This is a genomic window from Bradyrhizobium sp. SZCCHNRI1029 (assembly GCF_032487555.1).
GTDB lineage: Bacteria > Pseudomonadota > Alphaproteobacteria > Rhizobiales > Xanthobacteraceae > Bradyrhizobium.
The window spans coordinates 1-21,849 of sequence record NZ_JAUEUK010000020.1; the positions used below are offsets into that span (position 1 = coordinate 1).

At 65.7% G+C, this 21,849-nt stretch carries 27 protein-coding genes; 9 read left to right on the forward strand and 18 right to left on the reverse strand.

Features of this window, described 5'->3' with window-relative positions; all coding sequences use genetic code 11:
• Positions 1-546 precede the first annotated feature (546 nt).
• The 5 genes from QW861_RS33140 to lgt all read right to left on the reverse strand — a co-directional run bounded on the left by QW861_RS33140 (position 547) and on the right by lgt (position 5,176).
• The gene (locus QW861_RS33140) at positions 547-1,500 is read right to left on the reverse strand and encodes a ribose-phosphate pyrophosphokinase (RefSeq protein ID WP_315714378.1); all 954 of its coding nucleotides are present in this window, start codon (positions 1,498-1,500) and stop codon (positions 547-549) included.
• Between the two features lie 165 nt (positions 1,501-1,665).
• Complete coding sequence (locus QW861_RS33145; RefSeq protein ID WP_315752719.1) at positions 1,666-2,229, reverse strand: hypothetical protein; 564 nt, start codon at positions 2,227-2,229, stop codon at positions 1,666-1,668.
• A gap of 198 nt (positions 2,230-2,427) precedes the next feature.
• Positions 2,428-3,174, reverse strand: a complete 747-nt coding sequence (gene pgeF, locus QW861_RS33150) for a peptidoglycan editing factor PgeF (RefSeq protein WP_409998670.1) — start codon at positions 3,172-3,174, stop codon at positions 2,428-2,430.
• Between the two features lie 20 nt (positions 3,175-3,194).
• Complete coding sequence (locus QW861_RS33155; protein ID WP_316194011.1) at positions 3,195-4,322, reverse strand: class I SAM-dependent methyltransferase; 1,128 nt, start codon at positions 4,320-4,322, stop codon at positions 3,195-3,197.
• Positions 4,319-5,176 (reverse strand): prolipoprotein diacylglyceryl transferase, encoded by an 858-nt coding sequence (lgt, locus tag QW861_RS33160; RefSeq protein ID WP_316194012.1) that lies wholly within the window; start codon positions 5,174-5,176, stop codon positions 4,319-4,321. Before lgt ends, QW861_RS33155 begins: the two co-directional genes overlap by 4 nt.
• 256 nt (positions 5,177-5,432) lie before the next feature.
• Between lgt and QW861_RS33165 the strand changes: the two genes are divergently transcribed.
• The 4 genes from QW861_RS33165 to ychF all read left to right on the forward strand — a co-directional run bounded on the left by QW861_RS33165 (position 5,433) and on the right by ychF (position 8,415).
• A complete protein-coding gene (locus tag QW861_RS33165; RefSeq protein ID WP_315714079.1) occupies positions 5,433-5,723 on the forward strand; it encodes an accessory factor UbiK family protein in 291 nt (96 codons plus the stop codon).
• Between the two features lie 185 nt (positions 5,724-5,908).
• The gene (locus QW861_RS33170) at positions 5,909-6,598 is read left to right on the forward strand and encodes a 50S ribosomal protein L25/general stress protein Ctc (protein ID WP_315714080.1); all 690 of its coding nucleotides are present in this window, start codon (positions 5,909-5,911) and stop codon (positions 6,596-6,598) included.
• A 72-nt stretch (positions 6,599-6,670) separates the two neighbouring features.
• Positions 6,671-7,276, forward strand: coding sequence for an aminoacyl-tRNA hydrolase (pth, locus tag QW861_RS33175; RefSeq protein ID WP_315752724.1), 606 nt, complete (start codon positions 6,671-6,673; stop codon positions 7,274-7,276).
• 41 nt (positions 7,277-7,317) lie between these two features.
• Complete coding sequence (gene ychF / locus QW861_RS33180) at positions 7,318-8,415, forward strand: redox-regulated ATPase YchF (RefSeq protein ID WP_315714082.1); 1,098 nt, start codon at positions 7,318-7,320, stop codon at positions 8,413-8,415.
• A 15-nt stretch (positions 8,416-8,430) separates the two neighbouring features.
• Here ychF and QW861_RS33185 read toward each other — a convergent pair whose 3' ends face one another.
• Positions 8,431-8,721 (reverse strand): DUF4282 domain-containing protein, encoded by a 291-nt coding sequence (locus tag QW861_RS33185; RefSeq protein WP_315714083.1) that lies wholly within the window; start codon positions 8,719-8,721, stop codon positions 8,431-8,433.
• Between the two features lie 221 nt (positions 8,722-8,942).
• Between QW861_RS33185 and QW861_RS33190 the strand changes: the two genes are divergently transcribed.
• The 3 genes from QW861_RS33190 (at position 8,943) to QW861_RS33200 (ending at position 10,142) form a co-directional block, all read left to right on the forward strand.
• Complete coding sequence (locus QW861_RS33190) at positions 8,943-9,404, forward strand: MaoC family dehydratase (RefSeq protein ID WP_315714379.1); 462 nt, start codon at positions 8,943-8,945, stop codon at positions 9,402-9,404.
• Positions 9,404-9,883, forward strand: coding sequence for a MaoC family dehydratase (locus QW861_RS33195; protein ID WP_315752725.1), 480 nt, complete (start codon positions 9,404-9,406; stop codon positions 9,881-9,883). Before QW861_RS33190 ends, QW861_RS33195 begins: the two co-directional genes overlap by 1 nt.
• Before the next feature lie 109 nt (positions 9,884-9,992).
• Positions 9,993-10,142: a hypothetical protein gene (locus tag QW861_RS33200; protein ID WP_315714401.1), complete on the forward strand. Its 150-nt coding sequence runs from the start codon at positions 9,993-9,995 to the stop codon at positions 10,140-10,142.
• 56 nt (positions 10,143-10,198) lie between these two features.
• Here the strand turns inward: QW861_RS33200 and QW861_RS33205 are convergent, their stop codons facing one another.
• The 6 genes from QW861_RS33205 to QW861_RS33230 all read right to left on the reverse strand — a co-directional run bounded on the left by QW861_RS33205 (position 10,199) and on the right by QW861_RS33230 (position 13,585).
• The gene (locus QW861_RS33205) at positions 10,199-10,336 is read right to left on the reverse strand and encodes a hypothetical protein (RefSeq protein ID WP_315752726.1); all 138 of its coding nucleotides are present in this window, start codon (positions 10,334-10,336) and stop codon (positions 10,199-10,201) included.
• Between the two features lie 157 nt (positions 10,337-10,493).
• Entirely contained in the window at positions 10,494-10,907 is a 414-nt protein-coding gene (locus QW861_RS33210; RefSeq protein WP_315714086.1) for a hypothetical protein, read from the reverse strand.
• Between the two features lie 151 nt (positions 10,908-11,058).
• Positions 11,059-11,985, reverse strand: a complete 927-nt coding sequence (locus tag QW861_RS33215; RefSeq protein ID WP_315752727.1) for a hypothetical protein — start codon at positions 11,983-11,985, stop codon at positions 11,059-11,061.
• A 130-nt stretch (positions 11,986-12,115) separates the two neighbouring features.
• Positions 12,116-12,556, reverse strand: a complete 441-nt coding sequence (locus QW861_RS33220) for a nuclear transport factor 2 family protein (protein ID WP_315714088.1) — start codon at positions 12,554-12,556, stop codon at positions 12,116-12,118.
• Positions 12,557-12,737: 181 nt separating this feature from the next.
• Positions 12,738-13,004, reverse strand: a complete 267-nt coding sequence (locus tag QW861_RS33225; protein ID WP_315714089.1) for a hypothetical protein — start codon at positions 13,002-13,004, stop codon at positions 12,738-12,740.
• A 134-nt stretch (positions 13,005-13,138) separates the two neighbouring features.
• Entirely contained in the window at positions 13,139-13,585 is a 447-nt protein-coding gene (locus QW861_RS33230) for a nuclear transport factor 2 family protein (RefSeq protein ID WP_315733967.1), read from the reverse strand.
• A 328-nt stretch (positions 13,586-13,913) separates the two neighbouring features.
• On the opposite strand from QW861_RS33230, the gene QW861_RS33235 reads away from it, so the two are divergent.
• Positions 13,914-14,138, forward strand: a complete 225-nt coding sequence (locus tag QW861_RS33235) for a hypothetical protein (protein ID WP_315735660.1) — start codon at positions 13,914-13,916, stop codon at positions 14,136-14,138.
• 153 nt (positions 14,139-14,291) lie between these two features.
• Complete coding sequence (locus QW861_RS33240; RefSeq protein ID WP_315752728.1) at positions 14,292-14,684, forward strand: hypothetical protein; 393 nt, start codon at positions 14,292-14,294, stop codon at positions 14,682-14,684.
• Between the two features lie 861 nt (positions 14,685-15,545).
• Here QW861_RS33240 and QW861_RS33245 read toward each other — a convergent pair.
• The 6 genes from QW861_RS33245 to QW861_RS33270 all read right to left on the reverse strand — a co-directional run bounded on the left by QW861_RS33245 (position 15,546) and on the right by QW861_RS33270 (position 21,826).
• Positions 15,546-15,827, reverse strand: coding sequence for a hypothetical protein (locus tag QW861_RS33245; protein WP_315714092.1), 282 nt, complete (start codon positions 15,825-15,827; stop codon positions 15,546-15,548).
• A 9-nt stretch (positions 15,828-15,836) separates the two neighbouring features.
• Complete coding sequence (locus QW861_RS33250) at positions 15,837-16,625, reverse strand: DpnI domain-containing protein (RefSeq protein ID WP_316172602.1); 789 nt, start codon at positions 16,623-16,625, stop codon at positions 15,837-15,839.
• Between the two features lie 146 nt (positions 16,626-16,771).
• The gene (gene uvrB, locus QW861_RS33255; RefSeq protein ID WP_315750051.1) at positions 16,772-20,053 is read right to left on the reverse strand and encodes an excinuclease ABC subunit UvrB; all 3,282 of its coding nucleotides are present in this window, start codon (positions 20,051-20,053) and stop codon (positions 16,772-16,774) included.
• 187 nt (positions 20,054-20,240) lie between these two features.
• Entirely contained in the window at positions 20,241-20,423 is a 183-nt protein-coding gene (locus QW861_RS33260) for a hypothetical protein (RefSeq protein WP_315714095.1), read from the reverse strand.
• 201 nt (positions 20,424-20,624) lie between these two features.
• Positions 20,625-20,837, reverse strand: a complete 213-nt coding sequence (locus tag QW861_RS33265; RefSeq protein WP_035655128.1) for a hypothetical protein — start codon at positions 20,835-20,837, stop codon at positions 20,625-20,627.
• A 65-nt stretch (positions 20,838-20,902) separates the two neighbouring features.
• A complete protein-coding gene (locus tag QW861_RS33270; protein ID WP_315714096.1) occupies positions 20,903-21,826 on the reverse strand; it encodes a LysR substrate-binding domain-containing protein in 924 nt (307 codons plus the stop codon).
• Between the last annotated feature and the right edge of the window lie 23 nt (positions 21,827-21,849).

Here is a 21,849-nt window from a genome sequence, read left to right on the forward strand (position 1 = left end):
AACTCCAGCAGAAGCGCTTGACGAGCTGCTGTCACGAATGAAAACACTTGGTGTTGCGACCACCGATTGAGCCCGCCGGGTGTGTTCGGCCGGACCTGTGGTACCTGCCGCCTGCATTTCTTTCTGCAGGCGGGCCACGGGCGCGGCCAGCGCCCGGCCTTCCCTGCGCCCTTCATCTCGTGAGGGCGGCACGATGAGCAAAGCTCGGACGCAGAATGCGTCGCGAGATCGCGGAGCTGCATCTCCAGATGTCGGCAGACAATGTTGCCATGAAAGACACCGCGGGCGTCGCTGCGCTCCTCGCAATGACGGCGTACGGGGCAAGCTGCCCACCCTCCCCTGGAGGGGGAGGGTCGCATCACGACGAGCGAAGCGAGACGTGAGGCGGGGTGGGGTGATCTCTCCACTTGCACCAGAGCCTGCGGAGAGATCACCCCACCCCGCTCGCCCGCTTCGCGTGCGATCGACCCTCCCCCTCCAGGGGAGGGTGGGCCAAATCGAGTTCTAGCGCGAGAAGGATGAGGCGACGTTCGCAGACAACCGAGGTCAGTCGAAAAGGCTCGACACCGATTCTTCTGCCGCGGTGCGGCCGATCGCCTCGGCGATCAGCGGCGCGATCGCCAGCGTGCGGATGTTGGGGGCGTTGCGGACCGCTTCGGTCGGCATGATGGAGTCGGTGATGACGAGCTCCTTCAGCCGCGACGAGGTGATGCGGGACGCGGCACCGCCGGAGAGCACGCCATGCGTGATGTAGGCGTAGACGTCCTTGGCGCCGTATTTGAGCAGCGCATCCGCCGCGTTCACCAGGGTGCCGCCGGAATCGACGATGTCGTCGATCAGGATGCAGGTGTGGCCGGAGACGTCGCCGATCACGTTCATGACCTCGGACTCGCCGGGACGTTCGCGGCGCTTGTCGACGATGGCGAGCGGCGTGTTGATGCGCTTGGCCAGGCCTCGGGCGCGCGCCACGCCGCCGACGTCCGGCGAGACGACCATGAGGTTGGAGAGATCGAAGCGATCCTTGATGTCGCGCACCATCAGCGGCGAGGCAAAAAGGTTATCGGTCGGGATGTCGAAGAAGCCCTGGATCTGGCCGGCGTGCAGATCGAGCGTCATGACGCGGTCGACGCCCGCATGGGTGATCAGGTTCGCGACGAGCTTGGCCGAGATCGGCGTGCGCGAGTTCGATTTGCGATCCTGCCGCGCATAGCCGAAATAGGGCACCACGGCGGTGATGCGGCGCGCGGAGGCGCGGCGCAGCGCATCGGTGATGATCAGGAGCTCCATCAGCAGGTCGTTCGCCGGATAGGACGTCGATTGAATGATGAAGACGTCGGAGCCGCGGACGTTCTCCTGGATCTCGACGAAGATCTCCATGTCGGCGAAGCGCCGGACCACCGCTTTCGTCAGCGGCAGCCCAAGTTCAGCGGCGATGCCGGCGGCGAGAGCCGGATTGGAGTTGCCGGCGACGAGTTTGATGGAGCCGTTCTTGGCCGACATCGTGAATTCTCCTCGCGTCTCGCTGGAGACCTTGTTCAGCATATCGGGCTATCCATGGAACCGGCAGTTTTGCACGGGCGAGGTGATATCAAGGACACCGCGCGCATGGCAACCCGCCGCAGGTGTTTTTCCCGGTCAAAAACGGCGCAAAATGCGCCTCTTTGCCTAATGGTCGGTGTAGCCGAGGGCCGCGACGCTGGTGCCGCCGGACGCCGGCGACGCGGGCTCGGCCACGGCGACCGCAGGGCCGCGGGTGGCCGGTGCCGCCGGTGGCGCGCCGTCGGCGGGCGCGGTGCCGTTCAGCATGTTCGAAAGTCCGCTGAAGCCCGCCTGCGCGATTTTCCGAAGCACCATGTCGTCGACATTGTTCCACGGATCGCGGCCGCCGCGTCCGACCGGCTCTTCGCCCGACAGCCGCAGCGCGCGCTGCTGATTGCGATCATAGACGTCGAACACCCAGGCGATCACGCTCTTGCCGCTGACGACCTGGGCGGAGAGATAGGTGCGGACACGATACGCTGCAGGGGCCTCGCGCGACACGATGGCGAGGCTGCGCAGTTTGGACTCGCTGTCGAGCACGCTGACCATGCGGTCGAAGATCTGCGGCGGCGGGCCGTCGATCTGCTCGAAGGCGATCGTGGCGCTATCCGATGCAGGCGCCATCGCATAGGCGTTGGACGGGCCACCGCTGCTGGTCGCGCAGCCGCCGAGCGTTGCAGCGGACGTCATCAGCAAAACGGCAACGCAGGCGTGCTGCGCAGCGCGGCTGATCCGTCGAAGTGGTGTCGGCGCTCCCCTCATCGTCGGGAGCGATATCGTTAAAATCGATTAACGTCTAGGTCGCGGCTGCCACAGATTGGGACAGAGTGCACTCAGTTGTACAGAAAGGGTTAAGCAATCCACATGCGGCCACAATGGCGCCCCGCTTCAGCCTTCGAGCATGATGGCATGGACGTGCCGGCCATAGTCCGGCTCCCTGCGATGCACAGAGCGGCGGTAACTGAAGAAGCGCTCATCGGCATAGGTGTCGAGGCCGAGGTCGTCGATCAGCAGCACGCCGGCGTTTTCCAGCCGCATCCGGATGAAGCCGGCGAGGTCGAACATTGCGTGGCCGTCGCGCGTCGAGGGCAGGAAGAAGCGCGCGTGCTCGGCGTCGTCGTCGAGGAAGCGCGTGACGAACTCGGCGCCGACTTCATAGCTCGGCTGGCGGATCAGGGGTCCGACGGCGGCGATGACCTGCCCGCGCTCGGCGCCAAGCTCCTCCATCGCCTGCAGCGTGGCTTCGAGCACGCCGGTGAGCGCGCCTTTCCAGCCGGCATGGGCGGCGCCGATGACGCGCCTCTCGGGGTCGGCGAACAGGATCGGCCCGCAATCGGCCGTGGTGACACCGATCGCGAGATTCGGCGTTGCGGTCACCAGCGCATCGGCCTTCGGCCTGACGGGGCCGTCCCAGGGCCCGGTCGCAACCACGACGTCGGGCGAATGAATCTGGTGCAGGCTGAGGAACTGGTCGGGCGCGACGCCGAGATGGGCGGCCATGCGGCGGCGGTTTTCCCGGACGTTCTCCGGCACGTCATTCGATCCGAGCCCGCCATTGAGGCCGGCATAGATGCCGTCGGAAACGCCGCCCTCGCGGGTGAAGAAGGCGTGGCGCAGGCCAGGGATCGCGGACATCACATCCGATGATACCAGCATCACGCGCCTCCCGTGTTCTCGTTGGTGTGTTCGTCGCTGATGCCCGCCAGCACCGGAATGGCCGGATCGGAGATGCCGAGCACCTTGAACAGCGACCCCATTCCGCCGCGGCCGCCGCCGGTCAGGCGCTTCAGCCCGCTCGCGATGTCCTGCGAGACTTCCGGCGACGCCTTCTGCATCAGGGTCAGCGCGCGGGTTTCGATGCCGAGCCGCTGCAGGAACTCGCCCTGCGTGACCGGGCCGTGAACGCGCGCGCCGACGGCTTCCGCGGCCCGCGCCAGCGCGTCGAAATCGACGTGGGCGGTGATGTCGGCAAGCCCCGGTGTCTTGAGGGGATCAGCGAAGCTATGACGGGCGATGGCCTGGAAGGTGTCGCCGACATCGCTGCGCACATGCCCGTAATCGATGATGACGGCCGCGCCGCGCTGCTCGCGCAGGCGCTTGGCGATCCCCATCATCTCGGTGTTCGGCCGCCACTCGAAGATGGCACCGGCCGGCGCGGCGCGCACCAGCGGCGGCAGCAGCAGCTCGAAGCCGGGCGTCGGATCGGCGGCCGCGCCGTAGACGAAGTTCTCCTCCTCGTCGAGCTCGACGACGCGCTCGTGCCAGCCGGTCTCGCGCCTGATCATCTGGTGGATCGGCAGCACGTCGAAATACTCGTTGGCGAAGATGACGCTGGGGCCCTCCGGCACCTCGTCGAAGCTCTCGTGCCAGTTGACGTTGCGCAGGCCGGTCAGCGTGGCCTTCTGCTTCTCACGCAGGACAGGATTGACCTCGACCAGGTGAACCGAGATCGTCTGGTACAGCGGCGGCAGCACGCGCAGCGCCCGCAGCGCATCCGACATCATGGTGCCGCGGCCGGGTCCCAGCTCGATCAGCCGGAATTGCTGCGGCGATCCCGTCGCCTTCCAGATCGAGGCCGCCCACAGCCCGAGCAACTCGCCGAACATCTGGCTCACTTCGGGGGCGGTGGTGAAGTCGCCCTCGCGTCCGAGCGGATCGCGCGAGATGTAGTAGCCGTGCTCCGGATGCATCAGGCACAGCTCCATGTAACGCCAGACCGGCATCGGTCCGGATGCCTTGATCAGCCGCTTGATCTCGGTGTGGAGCGGAGAGGTTTCGATCACGGATTGGCCTGCAGCGGGGGAGTGGCTTGATGTGTCCCGGGCTTGCGCAGCGCCCGCGCCACCAGGATGGCGCCGATGATCAGCATCGGCACCGACAGCACCATGCCCATGGTCAGGCCACCCCAGAGAAAGCCCAATTGCTTGTCGGGCTCGCGGAACAGCTCGCTGGTGATGCGCGCCACGCCATAGAGGGTGATGAAGCTGCCGAGGATCAGGCCGGGCCGTTTCAGCGCGCCGAACCGGATCATGATCGCCAGCACGATGAACAGCACGATGCCTTCGAGGCCGGCCTCGTAGAGCTGGCTCGGATGGCGCGGGAGATGGGTCGGATCGCGCGGGAAGATCATCGCCCAGGGCACGCTTGCATCGGCGGCACGGCCCCACAGCTCACCATTGATGAAATTGGCGATGCGGCCGAGCAGCAGGCCGATGGGCGCGACCGCGGTGGTGACGTCGCCGAGCGAGAGGATCGGCAGGCCGTTGCGGCGGGCGAACCAGATCACGGCGAGCACGCAGCCCATGAAGCCGCCATGGAACGACATGCCGCCGTTCCACAGCTCGAAGATCTCGATCGGATGATCGATGAAGAACGGCAGGTTGTAGAACAGCACGTAGCCGGTGCGGCCGCCGAGGATGATGCCGATCGTGACCCACAGGATGAAGTCGTCGAGCTGGACCAGCGACACCGGCGCCGGGCCGCCCCACAGCCGCTCCTTCTTGAGCAGCGAGCGAGCGTAGAGCCAGCCGATCACGATGCCGCAGATATAGGCCAGCGCGTACCAGCGGATCGCGAACGGGCCGATGGCGATCGCAACCGGATCGAACACGGGGAAATCGATGAGGAGAGGCGTCATTCACTGGCTTTCGTGGACACGGCGTCCCGCTTCCGGAAGCCCCCGGGCGATGCGGGCTTCGAACGAGCCCCGCCACATGAACGGGCGCGGCGCGATGTGATCTCAGGGCTGCTCATACCAGCGCCGCGGGCCGGCGCAACAAGTACGATGACAAGGAAACCAAGGCATGACAAGACGGCCCATCTTGCGGGCGGCGACAGGGATCGCCATTCTGTCTTCCATTATCTTGCTCGTCGCGGGACGCGGAGTTTCTCACATGACCCAGACCAACAACCGGTTTTTCGACGAACTCGGCCGCCTGATGAACGATGCCGCAGGTGCCGCCCAGGGCATGAAGCGGGAGGTCGATTCCGTCATCCGCAACCAGGCGGAAAAGATCCTGAACGACCTGGACATCGTGAAGCGCGAGGAGTTCGAGGCGGTCAAGGACATGGCCCGGCTCGCCCGCGAGGAGAACGAGGCGCTGAAGGCGCGGATCGCGGCGCTGGAAGCCAAGCTGGGTGGTGCGGCCGGCACGCCGCCGGGCGCCGGCAGCGCGGATGGCTGACGCCGCGGCCGGGTCGCCCTGGGACGGGAGGGGCAGGCGGCCCCTTCATTTCCTTGTCATTTCCCGGGTTTGCCGCTAGAACGCCGCCACGTCCGCGGCCCCCGCACCCCTGGAGGCTTGCCGAAGGACGTCCAGCAACGGGCCGCATTGCGGCCTTTAACTTTTTAAAACAAGGACTTAACACGATGGCGACCGTCAGAGAACTGAAGGCGACCGCCCGTCCGTCAGTCGGCAAGGGGGCCGCACGGGCAGAGCGTCGCGCCGGGAGAGTGCCCGGAGTGATTTATGGAGACAACCAGCCCCCGCTGCCGATCTCGGTGGAAGACCGCGAGCTGCGCCAGCGCATCCTTGCGGGCCGGTTTCTGACCACGATCTTCGACGTCACCCTCGACGGCAAGAAGCACCGGGTGATCCCGCGCGACTTCCACCTCGATCCGGTCAAGGACTTCCCGATCCACGTCGACTTCATGCGGCTCGGCCAGGGCGCGACCATTCGCGTCAGCGTGCCGCTGCATGTGGTGGGTTCGGAAGGCGCGCCGGGCGTCAAGCGCGGCGGCACGGTCAACATCGTGACCCACACGCTCGAGCTCGAGTGCCTCGCGGAGAACATTCCGCAGTACATCGAGGCCGACGTCAGCGCGCTCGAGATCAACCACTCGCTGCACATCTCCGATGTCAAGCTGCCGACCGGTGTGAAGACGCTCTCGCGCGACGACGCGACGCTCGTCACCATCGTGCCGCCGTCGGGCTATGGCGAGGAGCAGAAGGCGGCTGCTGGCGCCGCAGCGGCGCCCGCTGCTGCTGCTCCGGCTGCCGCTGCGAAGGCTCCCGCGGCCGCTGCCAAGGCGCCGGCTGGCGGCGACAAGAAGAAGTAAGCCGTTCCGCTTCTGGGAAGCACGGGCGGGTCCCGTGCTTCTCGAAGCGACGGCGGGGGCGGATGCCGCGTCATGCTGCTGTTTGTCGGCCTCGGCAATCCCGGCGCGAAATATGCGCGCAACCGGCACAATATCGGCTTCATGGCCGTTGACGAGATCGCGCGGCGTCACCGCTTTTCGCCGTGGCGACGCAGGTTTCAGGGCGAGACCTCGGAAGGCACGCTCGACTCCGAGCGCGTCATCCTGCTCAAGCCCACGACCTATATGAACGAATCCGGCCGCGCCGTGCAGGAAGCGGCCAGCTTCTTCAAGCTCGGCGTCGGCGACGTCACGGTGTTTCAGGATGAGCTGGAATTGTCGCCGGGCAAGCTGCGCGTGAAGGTCGGCGGCGGCATTGCCGGCCATAACGGGTTGCGCTCGATCTCGGCGCATCTCGGCAACGACTATCGCCGCGTCCGGCTCGGCATCGGTCATCCCGGCGTCAAGGAATTGGTGCACGGCCATGTGCTGTCGGACTTCGCCAAGTCCGAGATGCCCTGGGTCGAGGCGCTGTGCGAGGCGGTGGCCGACAATGCGGGTTTGTTGACGGGCCGGCGCGACTCCACCTTCGCCAACAAGGTGCATCTGGCGCTGCAGGCCAAAGGTTTTCTGGACAAGGGCGATGTCGGCGCCGCGTAAGGCGCCCCGGGCCCTCGCCTCAAGAGGATGCGAGACGGATCATGGGATTCAAATGCGGGATCGTCGGCTTGCCCAACGTCGGCAAGTCGACGCTGTTCAACGCGCTGACGGAGACGGCGGCGGCGCAGGCCGCGAACTATCCGTTCTGCACCATCGAGCCGAATGTCGGCGAGGTCGCCGTTCCCGATCCGCGGCTGGAAAAGCTCGCGGCGATCGCCAAGTCGGGCCAGATCATTCCGACGCGGCTGACCTTCGTCGACATCGCCGGACTGGTGCGCGGCGCCTCCAAGGGTGAAGGCCTCGGCAACCAGTTTCTCGCCAACATCCGTGAGGTCGACGCGATCGCGCATGTGGTGCGCTGCTTCGAGGATTCCGACATCACCCATGTCGAGGGCAAGATTGCCCCGCTCGCCGACATCGAGACCATCGAGACCGAGCTGATGCTGTCCGATCTCGACAGCCTCGAGAAGCGGGTCGACAACCTCGCCAAGAAGGCCAAGGGCGGCGACAAGGACGCCAAGGAGCAGTACGAGCTGGTCACCCGTGCTCTGGTGCTGCTGCGCGACGGCAAGCCCGCGCGGCTGCTGGAGCGCAAGCCGGAGGAGGAGCGCGCCTTCGGCATGCTCGGACTGCTCACCTCCAAGCCCGTGCTCTACGTCTGCAATGTCGAGGAAGGCTCGGCCAAGGACGGCAACAGCTTCTCAAAGGCGGTGTTTGAGCGCGCCAAGGAGGAGGGCGCGGTCGCCGTCGTGATCTCGGCCAAGATCGAGTCCGAGATTGCGACGCTGTCGCGCGAGGAGCGGGTGGATTTCCTGGAGACGCTCGGGCTCGAAGAGGCAGGTCTCGATCGGCTCATCCGCGCCGGCTATCAGCTGCTCGACCTGATCACCTACTTTACGGTCGGTCCGAAGGAAGCGCGCGCCTGGACCATCCACCGCGGCACCAAGGCGCCGGCGGCGGCCGGCGTCATTCACACCGATTTCGAGAAGGGCTTCATCCGCGCCGAAACCATCGCCTATGCCGACTATGTCGCGCTCGGCGGCGAGGCGGGCGCCCGCGAGGGTGGCAAGCTGCGCCTCGAAGGTAAGGAGTATGTCGTCGCCGACGGCGACGTCATGCACTTCCGCTTCAACAACTAAGGCCGTGCGGGGCGGCTACATCCGCCCCTGCTCGCGGATCGCGCCGAGATGCTCGTTGATGCGGAAGACGATCAGCACGAACTCGGCGATGATGCGCGAGAACACCATGCCGACGATGATGCCGGCGAGCGACGACAACAGCATCAGGAAACCGCCGAACGGGCTGATCGCCATTTCGGAGAGGCCCGTGAAAATGCCGCGAATTCCCGACAGGATGATCAGCGCAATCACGAGCCAATAGAACGTCTTGATGATGGTGGGCGTGATGAAGCGGTCCCACTGGAACAAATCGCGAAATTCCAACATCCTGATCCCCCGGCCACGTCCGAATCGGTCGTCAAATCCGTCTTTAAGTCGTGCTCGAATTGCGCGCCAGACGGCATCGGCGGCAGCCGAATTCGTTCCGGTATATGGCGCCTTCTGGCACTCTCTTGCGACTGGACCGGGCGTCAGCCATGCGAGCGGCCCGGTTGTGATTGCTGCAAAGTGCGGCCACAATCGGGCTTCTTTCAGCCATTCCCAGCCTCATGACCCTCACCTTCGAAGATTTTCCGCAAGGCCCGTTCGGCAGCTTCGGCCCGCGACACGTCACCCGCGACGAGATCATCGCCTTCGCGTCTGAGTTTGATCCGCAGCCGATGCATCTGGACGAACTGGCTGCCTCGCAGTCGATGCTCAAGGGTCTGTCCGGCTCGGGTTGGCACCTCTGCTCGCTGATGATGCGCATGATGTTCGACGGCTTCATCGGCCGCACCGCTTCGCTCGGCTCGCCGGGCGTCAACGAGGTCCGGTGGCTGTCGCCGCTGCGTCCTGACGATGAGCTGATGCTCGATGTGGAGGTTCTGGAAGCGCGGGTGTCGCGGAGCCGTCCGTCGACCGGGATCGTCACCTTCAAATGCAGCGTGCGCAACAAGGCTGGCATGAGACTTTGCGAGATGGTTTCTCCCATCATCGTCGAGCGCCGTGAGAGCCGCGGGCAGGTGGGCTGATGCGCTTTTTCGAGGATCTTCAGGTCGGCCAGCGCCGCGAGCTCGGCTCCTACACGTTCACTGCCGAAGAGATTAAGCGCTTTGCCATTCAATTCGATCCGCAGCGCTTTCATCTCGACGAGGAAGAGGGCCGCCGGTCGCTGTTCGGCGGGCTCGCGGCATCGGGATGGCACATCGGCTCGGTCTGCATGAAGCTGATCATCGCGGACAATCAGCGACTGCTGGAGATCGCGCGCATGCGTGGCGAGCCGATCGCTCTCGGAGGTCCTTCTCCCGGCTTCCGTGATCTGCGCTGGCACAAGCCGGTGCTTGCAGGAGATACGATCAGCTTCTCGAGCGCGATTGATTCGCTTCGCGAGTCGGCCTCGCGCCCGGAGTGGGGCATCCTGCAGGCGCGCAATACCGGCATCAATCAGCGCGACGAGCTGGTGTTCTCTGTGCTTGCGTCGGCCTTCGTCCCTCGACGGAACAACGGTTGAGGCGAAAAGGTCACGCTTCGTAGGATTGTCGGCGCGGAACGAACTTCGCGCTAACGCATTCTGAACTCCGACTCTATAAGACAGCCAATCAGGGATCAGGATGTGGGGGATGAGTATGGCAGATCGCGGTGGTCTGAAACTCCTCGGCTTTATCTTTGCCAGCGTGACGCTCGCGGTGATGCTCGCGACGGGAATGGTCGTGAAGGGCTACGCGGACGGATCGTATTCGCTCGAGACGTCAGCGACGATCAACGAGTGACGGTTTAACTACTCGTTAAACAGAACGGACCACGCGGTCCTGTTCGTAGAGGCGATCTAGCGGCTCCAGATGAGCACCATGATCGCCATCGCCACCACCAGCAAACCGACGAAACGGACCATGATGGTCCCGATCCGCTGAGGCTTGGGCCGCAGAGGAATCGGATCGGTGTTGTGCGGCCGGATCGTTTCCATGAGAGCGACATCCCCCTGACGCAACCTGCCCGCCACGAGAGCGGCGGAAGTTGGTCGCGGGAGGGCCGGAGCGCGTTCAAGGACGCGGCGCTGCAAAGACGAAAACCGCCGCGCGATGCCTCGCACGGCGGCCCTCTTCAAGATCCGGAAAGAATGTTCAGCTGCTGCGCAGGCCGTCGGCGGCGCGCTTCCACTGCGTGACGTTCTCGGCGATCGCCCGGGTCGACTTCATCGCCGCCTGGCTGAGCTGTGCATAGCTCGCGATCTCGCGCTGCACCCGCTGGCCCTCGGCATGCAGCAGTTCGCGCAGGCTCTCGAGCTCTCCGATCAGGTTCTCGATCTCCGACAGCGAGGTGCCGGCGACGCGCTGGATCAGCGTGGTGACGCTGTTCACTGCTGCATCGGCATCGATCGAGGCCTCGGCCGTGGCGGCCGCATTGGGGCGGCGCAGATAGGCGATATCGTTACGGACGAAATCACGAATGCCGGCCTCGACTTCGGAGACCGCGGCCAGATCCGTATCCAGCTCGGCTTCAGTTCCATCGATCTTGTCCGGACGAATGACATTCATCGGCTAATTCCTCATTTCGCGTTCAAGCGAGCGCGGTGTCCCCGCACGACGAACTTCTCAAAGCCTATCAGTGCGGCCAAATTGGGCCGCACCGCGGCGAAGCTGCGGCGAACGTTCGATCATTCGTGGCGGGCTGCCGCAATGGTGAACGTCACCAGCTCCGCTTGAAGCCGGCCGAGATGCTCTTGCTGGTGCCGCCCTGCGCGGTCTCGCTGACTGAGCCGGAGATGCTGAGACCATCCGACAGCTTCTGCTCCGCGCCGACCTTGCGCAGCCATTTGTCGTCGCTCGACGACAGGGTCTGGCCGGCGGTGACGCTGGTGCCGGTGTCGCCGATCGAGAGCTTGGCGGACTGCTCGGTGTCGAAGCTGCGGCTGGTCTTCGGCGCCGCGCCGGGAATCGGCACCATGCCCTGCTGGGTGACGTTGTAGCCGTTCTGCAGGGTCAGATTGTAGTGATCGATCGGCACCGCCTTGGTGATGGTGGTGCCGAGCCGGCTGTGATCGGATCCGGGATCGACGCGGGCCTCGATGGCGGTCTTGTCCCAGATCGAGCCGGCCCCCGGCGCGGTGACGGCCGCCCAGGCCGAGCCGCCGGATTCCGGAGCATTGCCGCCGTTCTCGGCCTTCTCCGCCAGCAATTCCGACATCGTGGTCGGCTGCCGCGCGACCGTCATGTCGGCGCCGACGCGGGCGTCCCAGAACGGCGACACCGACTGCTTGACCGACACGCCCGAGGCGAGGCTGCCCTTGTTCTGGTTCGACCAGTCGAGCGCGGCGGCCTTCTCTGCGGCGGCCTTGCGCTTCGCCGCCGCGGCCGCTTCGGGACGGTCGAGGAAGGTGGTGTCGTCGATCGCGAGCTGGCTCCAGTCGAGCTTCTCGACGTCGATGTCCTTCATCGGGTCGGCCGCTGCCTGGTCCTCGGACTTGTCCTCGTCCTCCGGCTCCGGCGCGATCTGCTGCCAGGGTGTGATCTGCAGCGGCTGCGGCGCCTGCATCAGCGTCTGGGCCGGCGCGGCGGACGCAAGAAGGCCGAAGCCGGCCGTGAAAACCGCCAGCGCGCAACCATACGATGTCATGAGAGCAACCCCCGCCGCCCGAACCTGTGTGCCGGAATATGGTGGAATCTTGGCGCAAAATTATGGCTGCGCCAGTCACGATGTGTTGGGTTGCCGGTGAGTGTGACCACAATCCAACACGCCGGCGGGCTCAGGCGAAGCTGCCGATGCGCGGCAGGTCGATGGGGCGGCCGAGCGTCTGCTCGACCAGATCGAACGTATCGATCAGGATCCGCAGCCGCGCGAGCTTGCCGGCGCGGAATTGCATGAATTGCGCGAGCCGCGCCGTGATCGGCTTGTCGGAATCCTGCGCCGTCATCGCGCAGCGGACCATGGTCGCCGCGCTGGTCTCGTCCAGCATCAAGGTCTCGCGCTCCAGCCGGCGGATGCTCACATTGTCCGCGATCTGCCTGACGGCGTCGAGCACGGCGGCGCGGCCGTGCCGCGCGCCGAGGAAGGGAAACATGTCGATCGGGCCGTAGATGGCCCAGTCGATGTCGTCATCGAGAAGTTCGGCGAAATCGTCGAAACGGCGGTCGTTGATCGCGCCATGCAATGCGCGCGACAGACGCCAGAGGCTGTGCTCCGTCATCGGCTCGGGATCCTGAACTGGCTTGCAAGGGGGCGCGCCGGCCTCAAGGCGACGTCGCAACGGACATCGCGCGCCGGGGCGCCGAATCTATCTCTCTTGAGCCTCACATAAATCAACCACCTGCGCGCGCAACGGCTGTTTTTGCATTGCACAAATGCGCGCGACCGCCGGTCGCCGCGCCCTAACGCCCTTCGTGCTGCATGCGCTGCTGCGCGATCGCGACCTCGTGGTCGCGGAAGGCGGCCATGCCGAACAGGGTGGCGCCGGCGAGGCCGCCGATCAGGGCGCCGAGCGGCATGAAGGTGAAGAACACCAGCATGCCCGCATAGCCTTCGAATTCGCTGGTGTTGAACAGCTCGATCCAGGCCAGTCCAAGCCCTACTCCGATCGTCGCGCCGCCGACGACGCCCATCACCAGTCCGGCCATCGCCAGGAATGCTATTCTCATGTCACCGATGCCCCGTATACCACCGCTGATGGGGTGCGGAGCCCGGGCCACAGGTTCAAGGCGACGAGGCGGCGGGTGGTGACGTTTGCGTGATCGGCTGGTCCAGGCCCTGGTCCGCTACGGCCGTGCCGGCCTCAGGGCCGGGCGGCGCCCGCGATCAGCAGCCGGCTGAGATCGCATTCGAGCACCTGCTGCACCAGGTCGTAGGTGTCCATGATCTCGCGGATGCGGGCGACGCGGCCGTCGCGCAGCGTGTAGAAGGCGGCGAGGTCGTACTGCACGATGCGGTCGTTGTCGCGCTTGCGCAGGAAGATGCGCAGATCCACGGCGACCTGGTCGCCTTCGCAGATCATGGTCTTGATCTCGTGCCGGACCTCGGCATAGCGGCTGCGCGCCGTCTCCCACATCTGCCGCACCTCGGCCTTGCCCCGGCGGCCGCCGAGATGGGGGAAGATGTCGATCGGCGCCGAGGCGAAGTGCTCGAGGTCGTCGGTGCAATGCGCCAGCACGCTGTCGAAATCGCCGGCGGCATGGGCCTCGAGCAGCTTGCGCACGCGCTGCTTGTTGATGTGCTCGATCATCCTGTCTCCACTGACGGGAATGTCCGCGTCGGCGATCTCGTTCTGGAGATGCCGGCGGACGGCCGTCAACCACCTGTGTGACCGTCGGCCGGCTCAATGCGCCGGTACGGTGAACGGAAGCTTGGCGAGTGATCGCGTCACGATCATGTCTCAGTCCACTCTCGGCTCATCTCTCAGCTCATTTCTCAGCTCTTGGGTCATCACCGCGCGCGATAAGGTTCGCGCAATGCGTCATGCCGGTTGCGAGGCGGGAACCGCCCCGCCGCGTCGCCGTTACCTCGCACCATTCTTGCGGAGCTCGATCATGACGATGTCGATCACGAAGACCATGCTTGCCGCCTCCGTCGCAGCGCTGGCGCTGCTGTCGACGCAGGCCGCCGAGGCCAAGGGGTGCATCAAGGGCGCCATCGTCGGCGGCGTGGCCGGCCACTATGCCGGCCATCACGGCGTGCTCGGCGCCGCCGCCGGCTGCCTCTATGGCCGTCACCGCGCCAAGGAGCAGGAGCGTCAGCAGCAGCAACAGGGCCAGGTGAACGGGCAGGGCCGGACCTAGTCGATGCCGCGCGTCGACCGTCCTCGGCGTGCCCTCATCCCAGCCGGCGGCGCTGGCCTCGCGTGACGGGGCTCACGGTCCTCATCCGGCGGGCCGGTTAGACGGGAGCGGTCCGGTCCTCGCCGAGGACCGCCGCAACCGGATGTCCGGGCCATGCTCACCGTCGCCTCTCCCAGCCCCTCCGCGCCGAAGGCGGCGCTGCTCAACCTGTTCGAAGGCATGGCGCTGACCGCGCTGTTCCAGGCCATTCCAACCTATGCCGGCGCCGCGCTGATCCTCAAGCTGGCGCACAGCACGGCGCTGCGGCCCGGCATCATCGGCTTCGTCGCGAGCGCGACCATCATCCACGTGCTGATGACTTCCGCTGCGGGGCCGCGCTTTCAGCGCGTGCTCAAGCAGGCCTACGCGCCGGTGTTCTACGACGCGACCCTTGGTCTCGCCGACAAGGTGCTGCGCTGGCGCACGCAGCCCGAGGCATCGCTGCAGCTCCTGGGCTCGACCGTGATGCTGGCGCTACTGTCGGTCGCGGTGCTGGCGACGGGGTGAGGCGGGCGCCGTCCCGCGAAGCATGGCGTCAGCTTCGGCGCAGCGCTCGTGTGCGCCGCGGCTCGTCCGACACGTCGGCGAGGATGGCGCGCGTCTGTCTCAACCAACTCCATCGTCGTCCCGGCGAACGCCGGGACCCATACCCCCAGGGAGCGGTTTGAGGCAAATTGGTCATGGGCATTTTGCCCATCACGTCCGCTGCGGCGTATGGATCCCGGATCGGCGCCATGCCGCGCTCGCGCGCGTCACGGCTTGTCCGGGACGACAGCGGCGGGTTTGGCGGATTTACGATTCAAACAGCGATCGAGTTGAAGACATGAGAACGTGATCTCGCGGCGAGACTCGCCCGAGTGATGCATCGAACACGTCCCTCGCAAACCATGCAGAGGGCGCAGGGAATGCCGGGTGAAGGCCTCACCCATGGCCCGCCTGCGAAAAAAATGCAGGCGGCAGGTACCACAGGCAAAGCCGATTCAACCGGCATTCCCTGCGCGACGGTCTTCACGCTTATACGCAGTCTCCCTGGTGCGCCGGGCTTGTTGGCCACCATCCCCACCGCCATGCGCTCGCATTGCGCCGGGTTGATACCAGCGTCGGGGTATCAGGACGCTGCGACTTCACGTCCGCAAGCGATCGTTCGTCCGCGCCTTCGTGAGAAGACGCTGCGATCTCTCGCGGCCATCGCATCCCCGCCTCGCGTGTCGTGACGATCGCGCGCTACGCCCCTCTGCGGTGAGGCGGGATGCGGGGAGATAATCATGATTTCCGAAAATGCGCAAGAGATTTATTTTTTTCGGAAGGTGTACGGGTTGTCTCGCGGCTTGTCCGGCGGCCGTCTGATGGATTTCGTGAAGGGCACCCCTAATTTGGGTCTGACGCCGCGAGAAATTCTTCCGCTTTGGCTCGGCTCGAGAACCGCCCGAGCTCTTCATAGGACGGCTCGTCCTCGGCGTCATCAGCCGATCGCAGGACGACAAAGCAATCCTCATTTCTCAAAATCAGCTCTGTCAGGTCCTCGCTCCGGGACGGAGACATGTCGCGGGCGCCGCAATGAGGACACTCGTCGTCGCACATGCACGACCATTCATCGGTCCAGGCCTGCGCGCAACGTTCACAACGATAGAAGTTCAAGAACCAGGCCATTGCCCGACCTCACGTCTTCAAACGATAGCGGCCGCGCGCTATGAACTCCAGGAATCCCTGATCGCGCAGGAGCTGGAGCTGCTGGCGGATTTTCGGTCGGACGTTCTGGTTGCCGGGATAGAGCAGGCTGAGATGGCGGTCGAAAGCATAGACATCGTCGAGCGTGAATTCAGGCTTGCCGAGCGACTCGACGCATTTCAAGACCTCGATCAGCCATCCGCGTGCATCCAGGGATTCCTTGCGGAGGAAGAGCGTCCTGCTCCACTCCTGCAGCACGACCTCCTTCGAGCGGACGACGCGATTCCGGACGATGTGAATCTTGCCCGACTCGGGAACGCGATCGAGAAGAATGTTCGACCCGACCCATCCGGCGCGGCGCGCGGTCGCCGCAAGCGGCTTGCGCTGCTCGATGATGTCGCGGATGAAGAAGTGCTTCGGCACGACGAAGAGGTTGATGACCGACCGGGTGTCACGGTCATAATTCATCAGCAGGAGATTGGGATTGTTGCTGGCGGCCAGCCGCTCGCACTTCGTCCCATAGGCGCCGTCGGCGACCTTGGCGCCGAATGCCTTCTTCTGGCTCTTCAGCTCGAATTCTTCGCTGCAGGCTTTACAGAGAAAATCCGCCAGCGGGCTGTTGTTGGGAAACTGCGTCATGTTCGACTGGCCGCAGTTCGGACAATAGGCTTGCGCGCCAACCCACGCCTCGGTCCACGCCCGCGCCTTCTGCGTGCCGCTGGTGTAGGCGGTCTGGGATTCTTCGAAGCCGAGTTTCATGTGAGCAGAGTAGCTCAACATGATTTGTTTTCCAGTAGAGATCGCGGGGCCGGACGTCATTGCGAGCGAAGCGGCGAAGCGAAGCAATCCAGATCAGGCCAAGTGCATAGACTGGATTGCTTCGTCGCTATCGCTCCTCGCAATGACGCGGCGAGAAGGTTTACACCTCACCGCTTCTTCCACCCGCCGCGCTTTCCCGGCGCGCCACCGGTCGAGCGCGGAGCCGGGCCGAATTCGGGGCCGGACTCGCGGGAGTTGGTGGGCTGGATGATCTTGCTGCTGCTGCCGAATGGCTTTGGCGGCAGCTTGGCGTTGGGGCGGTAGGGCAGGGATTCCGGGCCGTGCATCTCGTCGAGATGCGGCTTGTGGACTTTGGAGCCGGTGCTTGGGCCGCCGCTGATGATGTCGTCGAGGGACGGCGCGAGCGGGTCGCGGGGCTTCACCCCACCCCGGCCGCCTTTGGCGGCCGACCCTCCCCCTCCAGGGGAGGGTGAAGAGGAGCCGCCAGCGCGTGCCGCAGCGCCACGGCCCTTCATCGCCGTGGTCGGGAGATTTGCGGCGTCGCCGTATTTCTTGGTGCCGGCGTAGGCTCCGGCCTTGCCTTGCACGGTGCGCTGCTTGGCGGTGGGGTCGTCGACGACGGCGAGCTCGGTGGCGCGGAGGCGCTTGACTTCGTCGCGGAGGCGGGCGGCTTCCTCGAAGTTCAAATCGGCGGCGGCTTCGCGCATGCGGGTTTCGAGATCGGCCAGCACCGCCTCGAAATTGTGGCCGATCGAGATGACGTCGTCGGTGGTGGTGCCGCCGCCGGTCTCGATCAGCACGTGGTCGCGCTCGTAGACCGAGTTGAGGATGTCGCCGATCGACTTCTTGACGCTCTCCGGCGTGATGCCGTGGGCCGTGTTGTATTCGACCTGCTTCTCGCGGCGGCGGTTGGTCTCGGCGATGGCGCGCTCCATCGAGCCGGTCATCTGATCGGCGTAGAGGATCACCTTGCCGTCGACGTTGCGCGCGGCGCGGCCGATGGTCTGGATCAGCGACGTCTCGCTGCGCAGAAAGCCTTCCTTGTCGGCGTCGAGGATCGCGACCAGCGCGCATTCGGGAATGTCGAGGCCCTCGCGCAGCAGGTTGATGCCGACCAGCGCGTCGAACGCGCCGAGGCGCAAGTCACGGATGATCTCGATGCGCTCGATGGTGTCGATGTCCGAATGCATGTAGCGGACGCGGATGCCCTGCTCGTGCAGATATTCGGTGAGGTCCTCGGCCATGCGCTTGGTCAGCACCGTGATCAGCGAGCGGTAGCCGGCCTGCGCGGTGGCGCGGACCTCGCCGAGGAGATCGTCGACCTGGGTGCGAGCGGGGCGGATGTCGACGGGGGGATCAATCAGCCCGGTCGGGCGGATGACCTGCTCGACGAACACGCCGCCGGCCTCGTTCAGCTCCCAGCCGCCGGGGGTCGCCGACACCGCCACGGTCTGCGGCCGCATCATGTCCCATTCCTCGAAACGCAGCGGGCGGTTGTCCATGCAGGAGGGCAGGCGGAAGCCGTATTCGGCCAAGGTCGCCTTGCGGCGGAAGTCGCCGCGGAACATGCCGCCGATCTGCGGCACCGTGACGTGGCTTTCGTCGGCGAACACCAGCGCATTGTCGGGGACGTATTCGAACAAAGTCGGCGGCGGCTCGCCGGGCAGGCGGCCGGTGAGGTAGCGCGAGTAGTTCTCGATGCCGGCGCAACTGCCGGTCGCCTCCATCATCTCCAGATCGAAGGTGGTGCGCTGCTCCAGCCGCTGCGCCTCGAGCAGGCGGCCCTGCGCGTGCAACTGGTCGAGCCGCATCTTCAGCTCGGACTTGATCGACTTCATCGCCTGCACCAGGGTCGGGCGCGGCGTCACATAGTGCGAATTGGCGTAGACCTTGATGAACTCCAGCTCGTCCTGCTTGTGGCCGGTGAGCGGATCGAACTCCTCGATGTTCTCCACCGTGTCGCCGAACAAGTTCACGCGCCAGGCGCGGTCCTCATAGTGCGCCGGGAAGATGTCGATGACGTCGCCCCGCACGCGAAAGGTGCCGCGGGTGAAATCGTGCTGGGTGCGCTTGTATTGCAAAGCGACGAGGTCGGCGATGAGTTGGCGCTGGTCGATGCGCTCGCCCTTCTTCAGCGCGAAGGTCATCGCGGTGTAGGTCTCGACCGAGCCGATACCGTAGATGCACGACACCGAGGCGACGATGATCACGTCGTCGCGCTCGAGCAGCGCGCGCGTCGCGGCGTGGCGCATCCGGTCGATCTGCTCGTTGATCGAGGAATCCTTCTCGATGTAGGTGTCGGTGCGCGGGACGTAGGCCTCGGGCTGGTAATAGTCGTAGTACGAGACGAAGTACTCGACCGCGTTGTCCGGGAAGAAGCTCTTGAACTCGCCATAGAGCTGCGCGGCGAGCGTCTTGTTCGGCGCGAGGATGATGGCCGGGCGCTGCGTCGCCTCGATCACCTTCGCCATGGTGTAGGTCTTGCCGGAGCCGGTGACGCCGAGCAGCACCTGGGTGCGGTCGTTGCGCGCGATGCCCTCGACCAGCTCCTTGATCGCCTGCGGCTGGTCGCCCTTCGGCTCATAGGCCGACTTGATCTCGAAGCGGACGCCGCCTTCCGACTTCTCGGGGCGCGGCGGCCGGTGCGGCGTCCACACCTTGAGCGAGCCGTCGTCCTTGCGGAACTCGGGACGACCCTCGCGGATCAGCGACTCCAGCGCTTCCGCCGTGGCCTTGACGCCGAGCGCCTCCATCTTGTTGCGCGGCGGGCGGGCGAGCGCCTCCTCGTCGTCCTCGGCGGTGGGCAGGCCGAGCTGCCGCGCCAGTTCCGGATCGAGCGTCGGGATGGTGGCGGCGGTGCCGTAATTGGCTTGCGGCGCTTCGGCGAGTCCGGAGGCTGAGGCGGCGTCATCCGCCCCGAGGGGGTGATGCTGCGGAGAGAGGCCCCCACCCTGGCCCTCCCCCGCACGCGGGGGAGGGGACGCTAGCGGCGCAGTCTCGGCATCATCGCTGGCGCCGGCACTCGGCGCCTGCCGCCTGGAGCCCTCCCCCGCGTGCGGGGGAGGGTTGGGTGGGGGCGGGCCATGCGACGGATCGTTGTTTGACGATGAACGTCCACCCACCGGCTGCGGATTCGGCCGCAGCGGGATCGGGCGATCGGACGTGTCGCGGGCCGCAAGCTCAGCGCTCTTGCCGCGCGTCGACGCCCGCGCGCGGTGCGCGGCGGCCTCGCCGCCGCTGCGGCGGTCCCAGGAATTGTCCGGCGGAGGCTTCAGTCCCGTTGAGGAACCGATGCCGCTCTCGCCGCGGTTGATGGCGGGATTGAGCAGCTCGGCGAGCGCGGGCGCGATCGGCTGCACGTCGGGCCGGTGCGCTTTCGATTTCGGCGGTCGGCCTGGCTTCTTGGGAGTGTCGGGGGTCTTCGCCATGGCCCGAATATGGGACGGATGGCGCCGAGTTGAAAGAGTGATCGGGCGCCGCGCACCAGCCTTGCTGACAGCATGGTGGCAGCAGCAGGCATCGAGACGCACTGCTCCCGAAAGGCCACACGAGATCAGCGGGCGACTCGCGAGCCATGGCGCGCACGATGGCGTTGCCGCGACGCCACGCTGCCGTTCAATGCCGCGTCGGCTGCTCGACGATGTCGAGATGCACGCCGTGGCAGGCGACGCATTGCAGGGCCCAGTACTCGGAACCGCCGCGGCCGTTGATGACGCTCAGGACGCTCAGCTCCGCATCGCAGTCCGGGCATCGCGTACGCACCGAAAAAGCGAGGTGTTTGACGGCAGGCTCAGCCATGAATTGCAGTCCGCATTACGAATACACTCGGCATTTCGAATTGGCGTTTGATGTTGGCTTGGAACCGTCTGGCCGCGCGAGGGGACTCTCGGGGACTTCACTCTCGGAGATTGTTCCACGTCGCGCTATCCGTCTTTTCCCGGGGGTCGGTCGATATCCTCCGTCGCGTGCTTCAAAGTGCTGCGATTCGGTCTGCAGCTGTCAGCGCCACCGCTTGCGAAAGCGGTCGATATGGCTTTTCGCGTCGGCAATCGCCATGTCCGCATCGGACCAGGCGAAGCCGACTTCGAGCGAGGGGAACGAAACGCCATTGATCACCACCGGGGTCATGTCCGCGCGGCGGATCCGCGCGTGCCACAAGCCGCGTCCTGCTTCGAACGGCTCGATGGCGAAGTCCTCGTACAAATACGTCATTGCGCAGTCCTGATGTCCCGAACGGCAACGACAGCATGAATTGGTCCGGGCATTTGTGAACGGGTTCACACGTCAGCGTCTTTTTTGATGGCGTCCCTGCGCTGGGAATTCCGGGTCGCGGGCTGTGACGCCGCACGCATGATCCAGCGTCGGAACGCGGCGAAATCACGTTGGCCGGCCTGGAAATGGCGGTAGACAAGATACCAGCGCTCGCCTTTTGGGACGGTCAATGCGAACGGTGCAACCAGGCGTCCCGCCGCGAGGTCGTCGTCGATATAGGGACGGATGCCCATGGCGACGCCGAGCCCGTCGATCGCAGCCTGCAGCGCATGTCCATAGTACTGGAACTCGGTGCCGCGCGCGCTGACGCGCGTGACGCCCGCGGCCTTCAGCCACAGCGCCCAGTCCTCGGCGGCATGCGAAACCCGCAGCAGGCTCGAGCCCTTGAGATCGGCAGGCTTCTTCAAGGTCGCGGCGAGCCGCGGCGTGCACACCGGCACGAGATCCGCGGCGAACAGCGGCTCGGCGACGAGGCCCGGCCAGGCGCCGTGGCCGAGCTTGATGCCGCAGCTCCAGTCGTCGCCGAACGGCACCGCCGCCCCGCCGGTGGTGATGCGGACCTCGATGTCCGGCTGCTCGGTGCTGAAATCGGCCAGACGCGGGATCAGCCATTTCATCGCGAACGTCGGCCCGACGCCGAGCGTCAGCACCCGCATCGATGACGGCGCCATGATCTGCGCGGTCAGGCTCGACAGCGCATCGAAGATCGGCGTCAGTCCGCTCTGATAGGCGCGGCCGGCGGCGGTGAGCGCCAGGCGGTTGGCCTTGCGCTCGAACAGCACGACGCCCAGCCGCTGCTCGAGCAGGTTGACCATGCGGCTGATCGCGGCCGCGGAGACGTTGAGCTCGCTGCCCGCCGCGGCGAAGCTGCCGGTGCGCGCCGCCGCCTCGAACGCCTTGATGCCGTTGAGGAACAGCAGCCGTCTCATCGCGCCCTCAGGAAAACTGATGG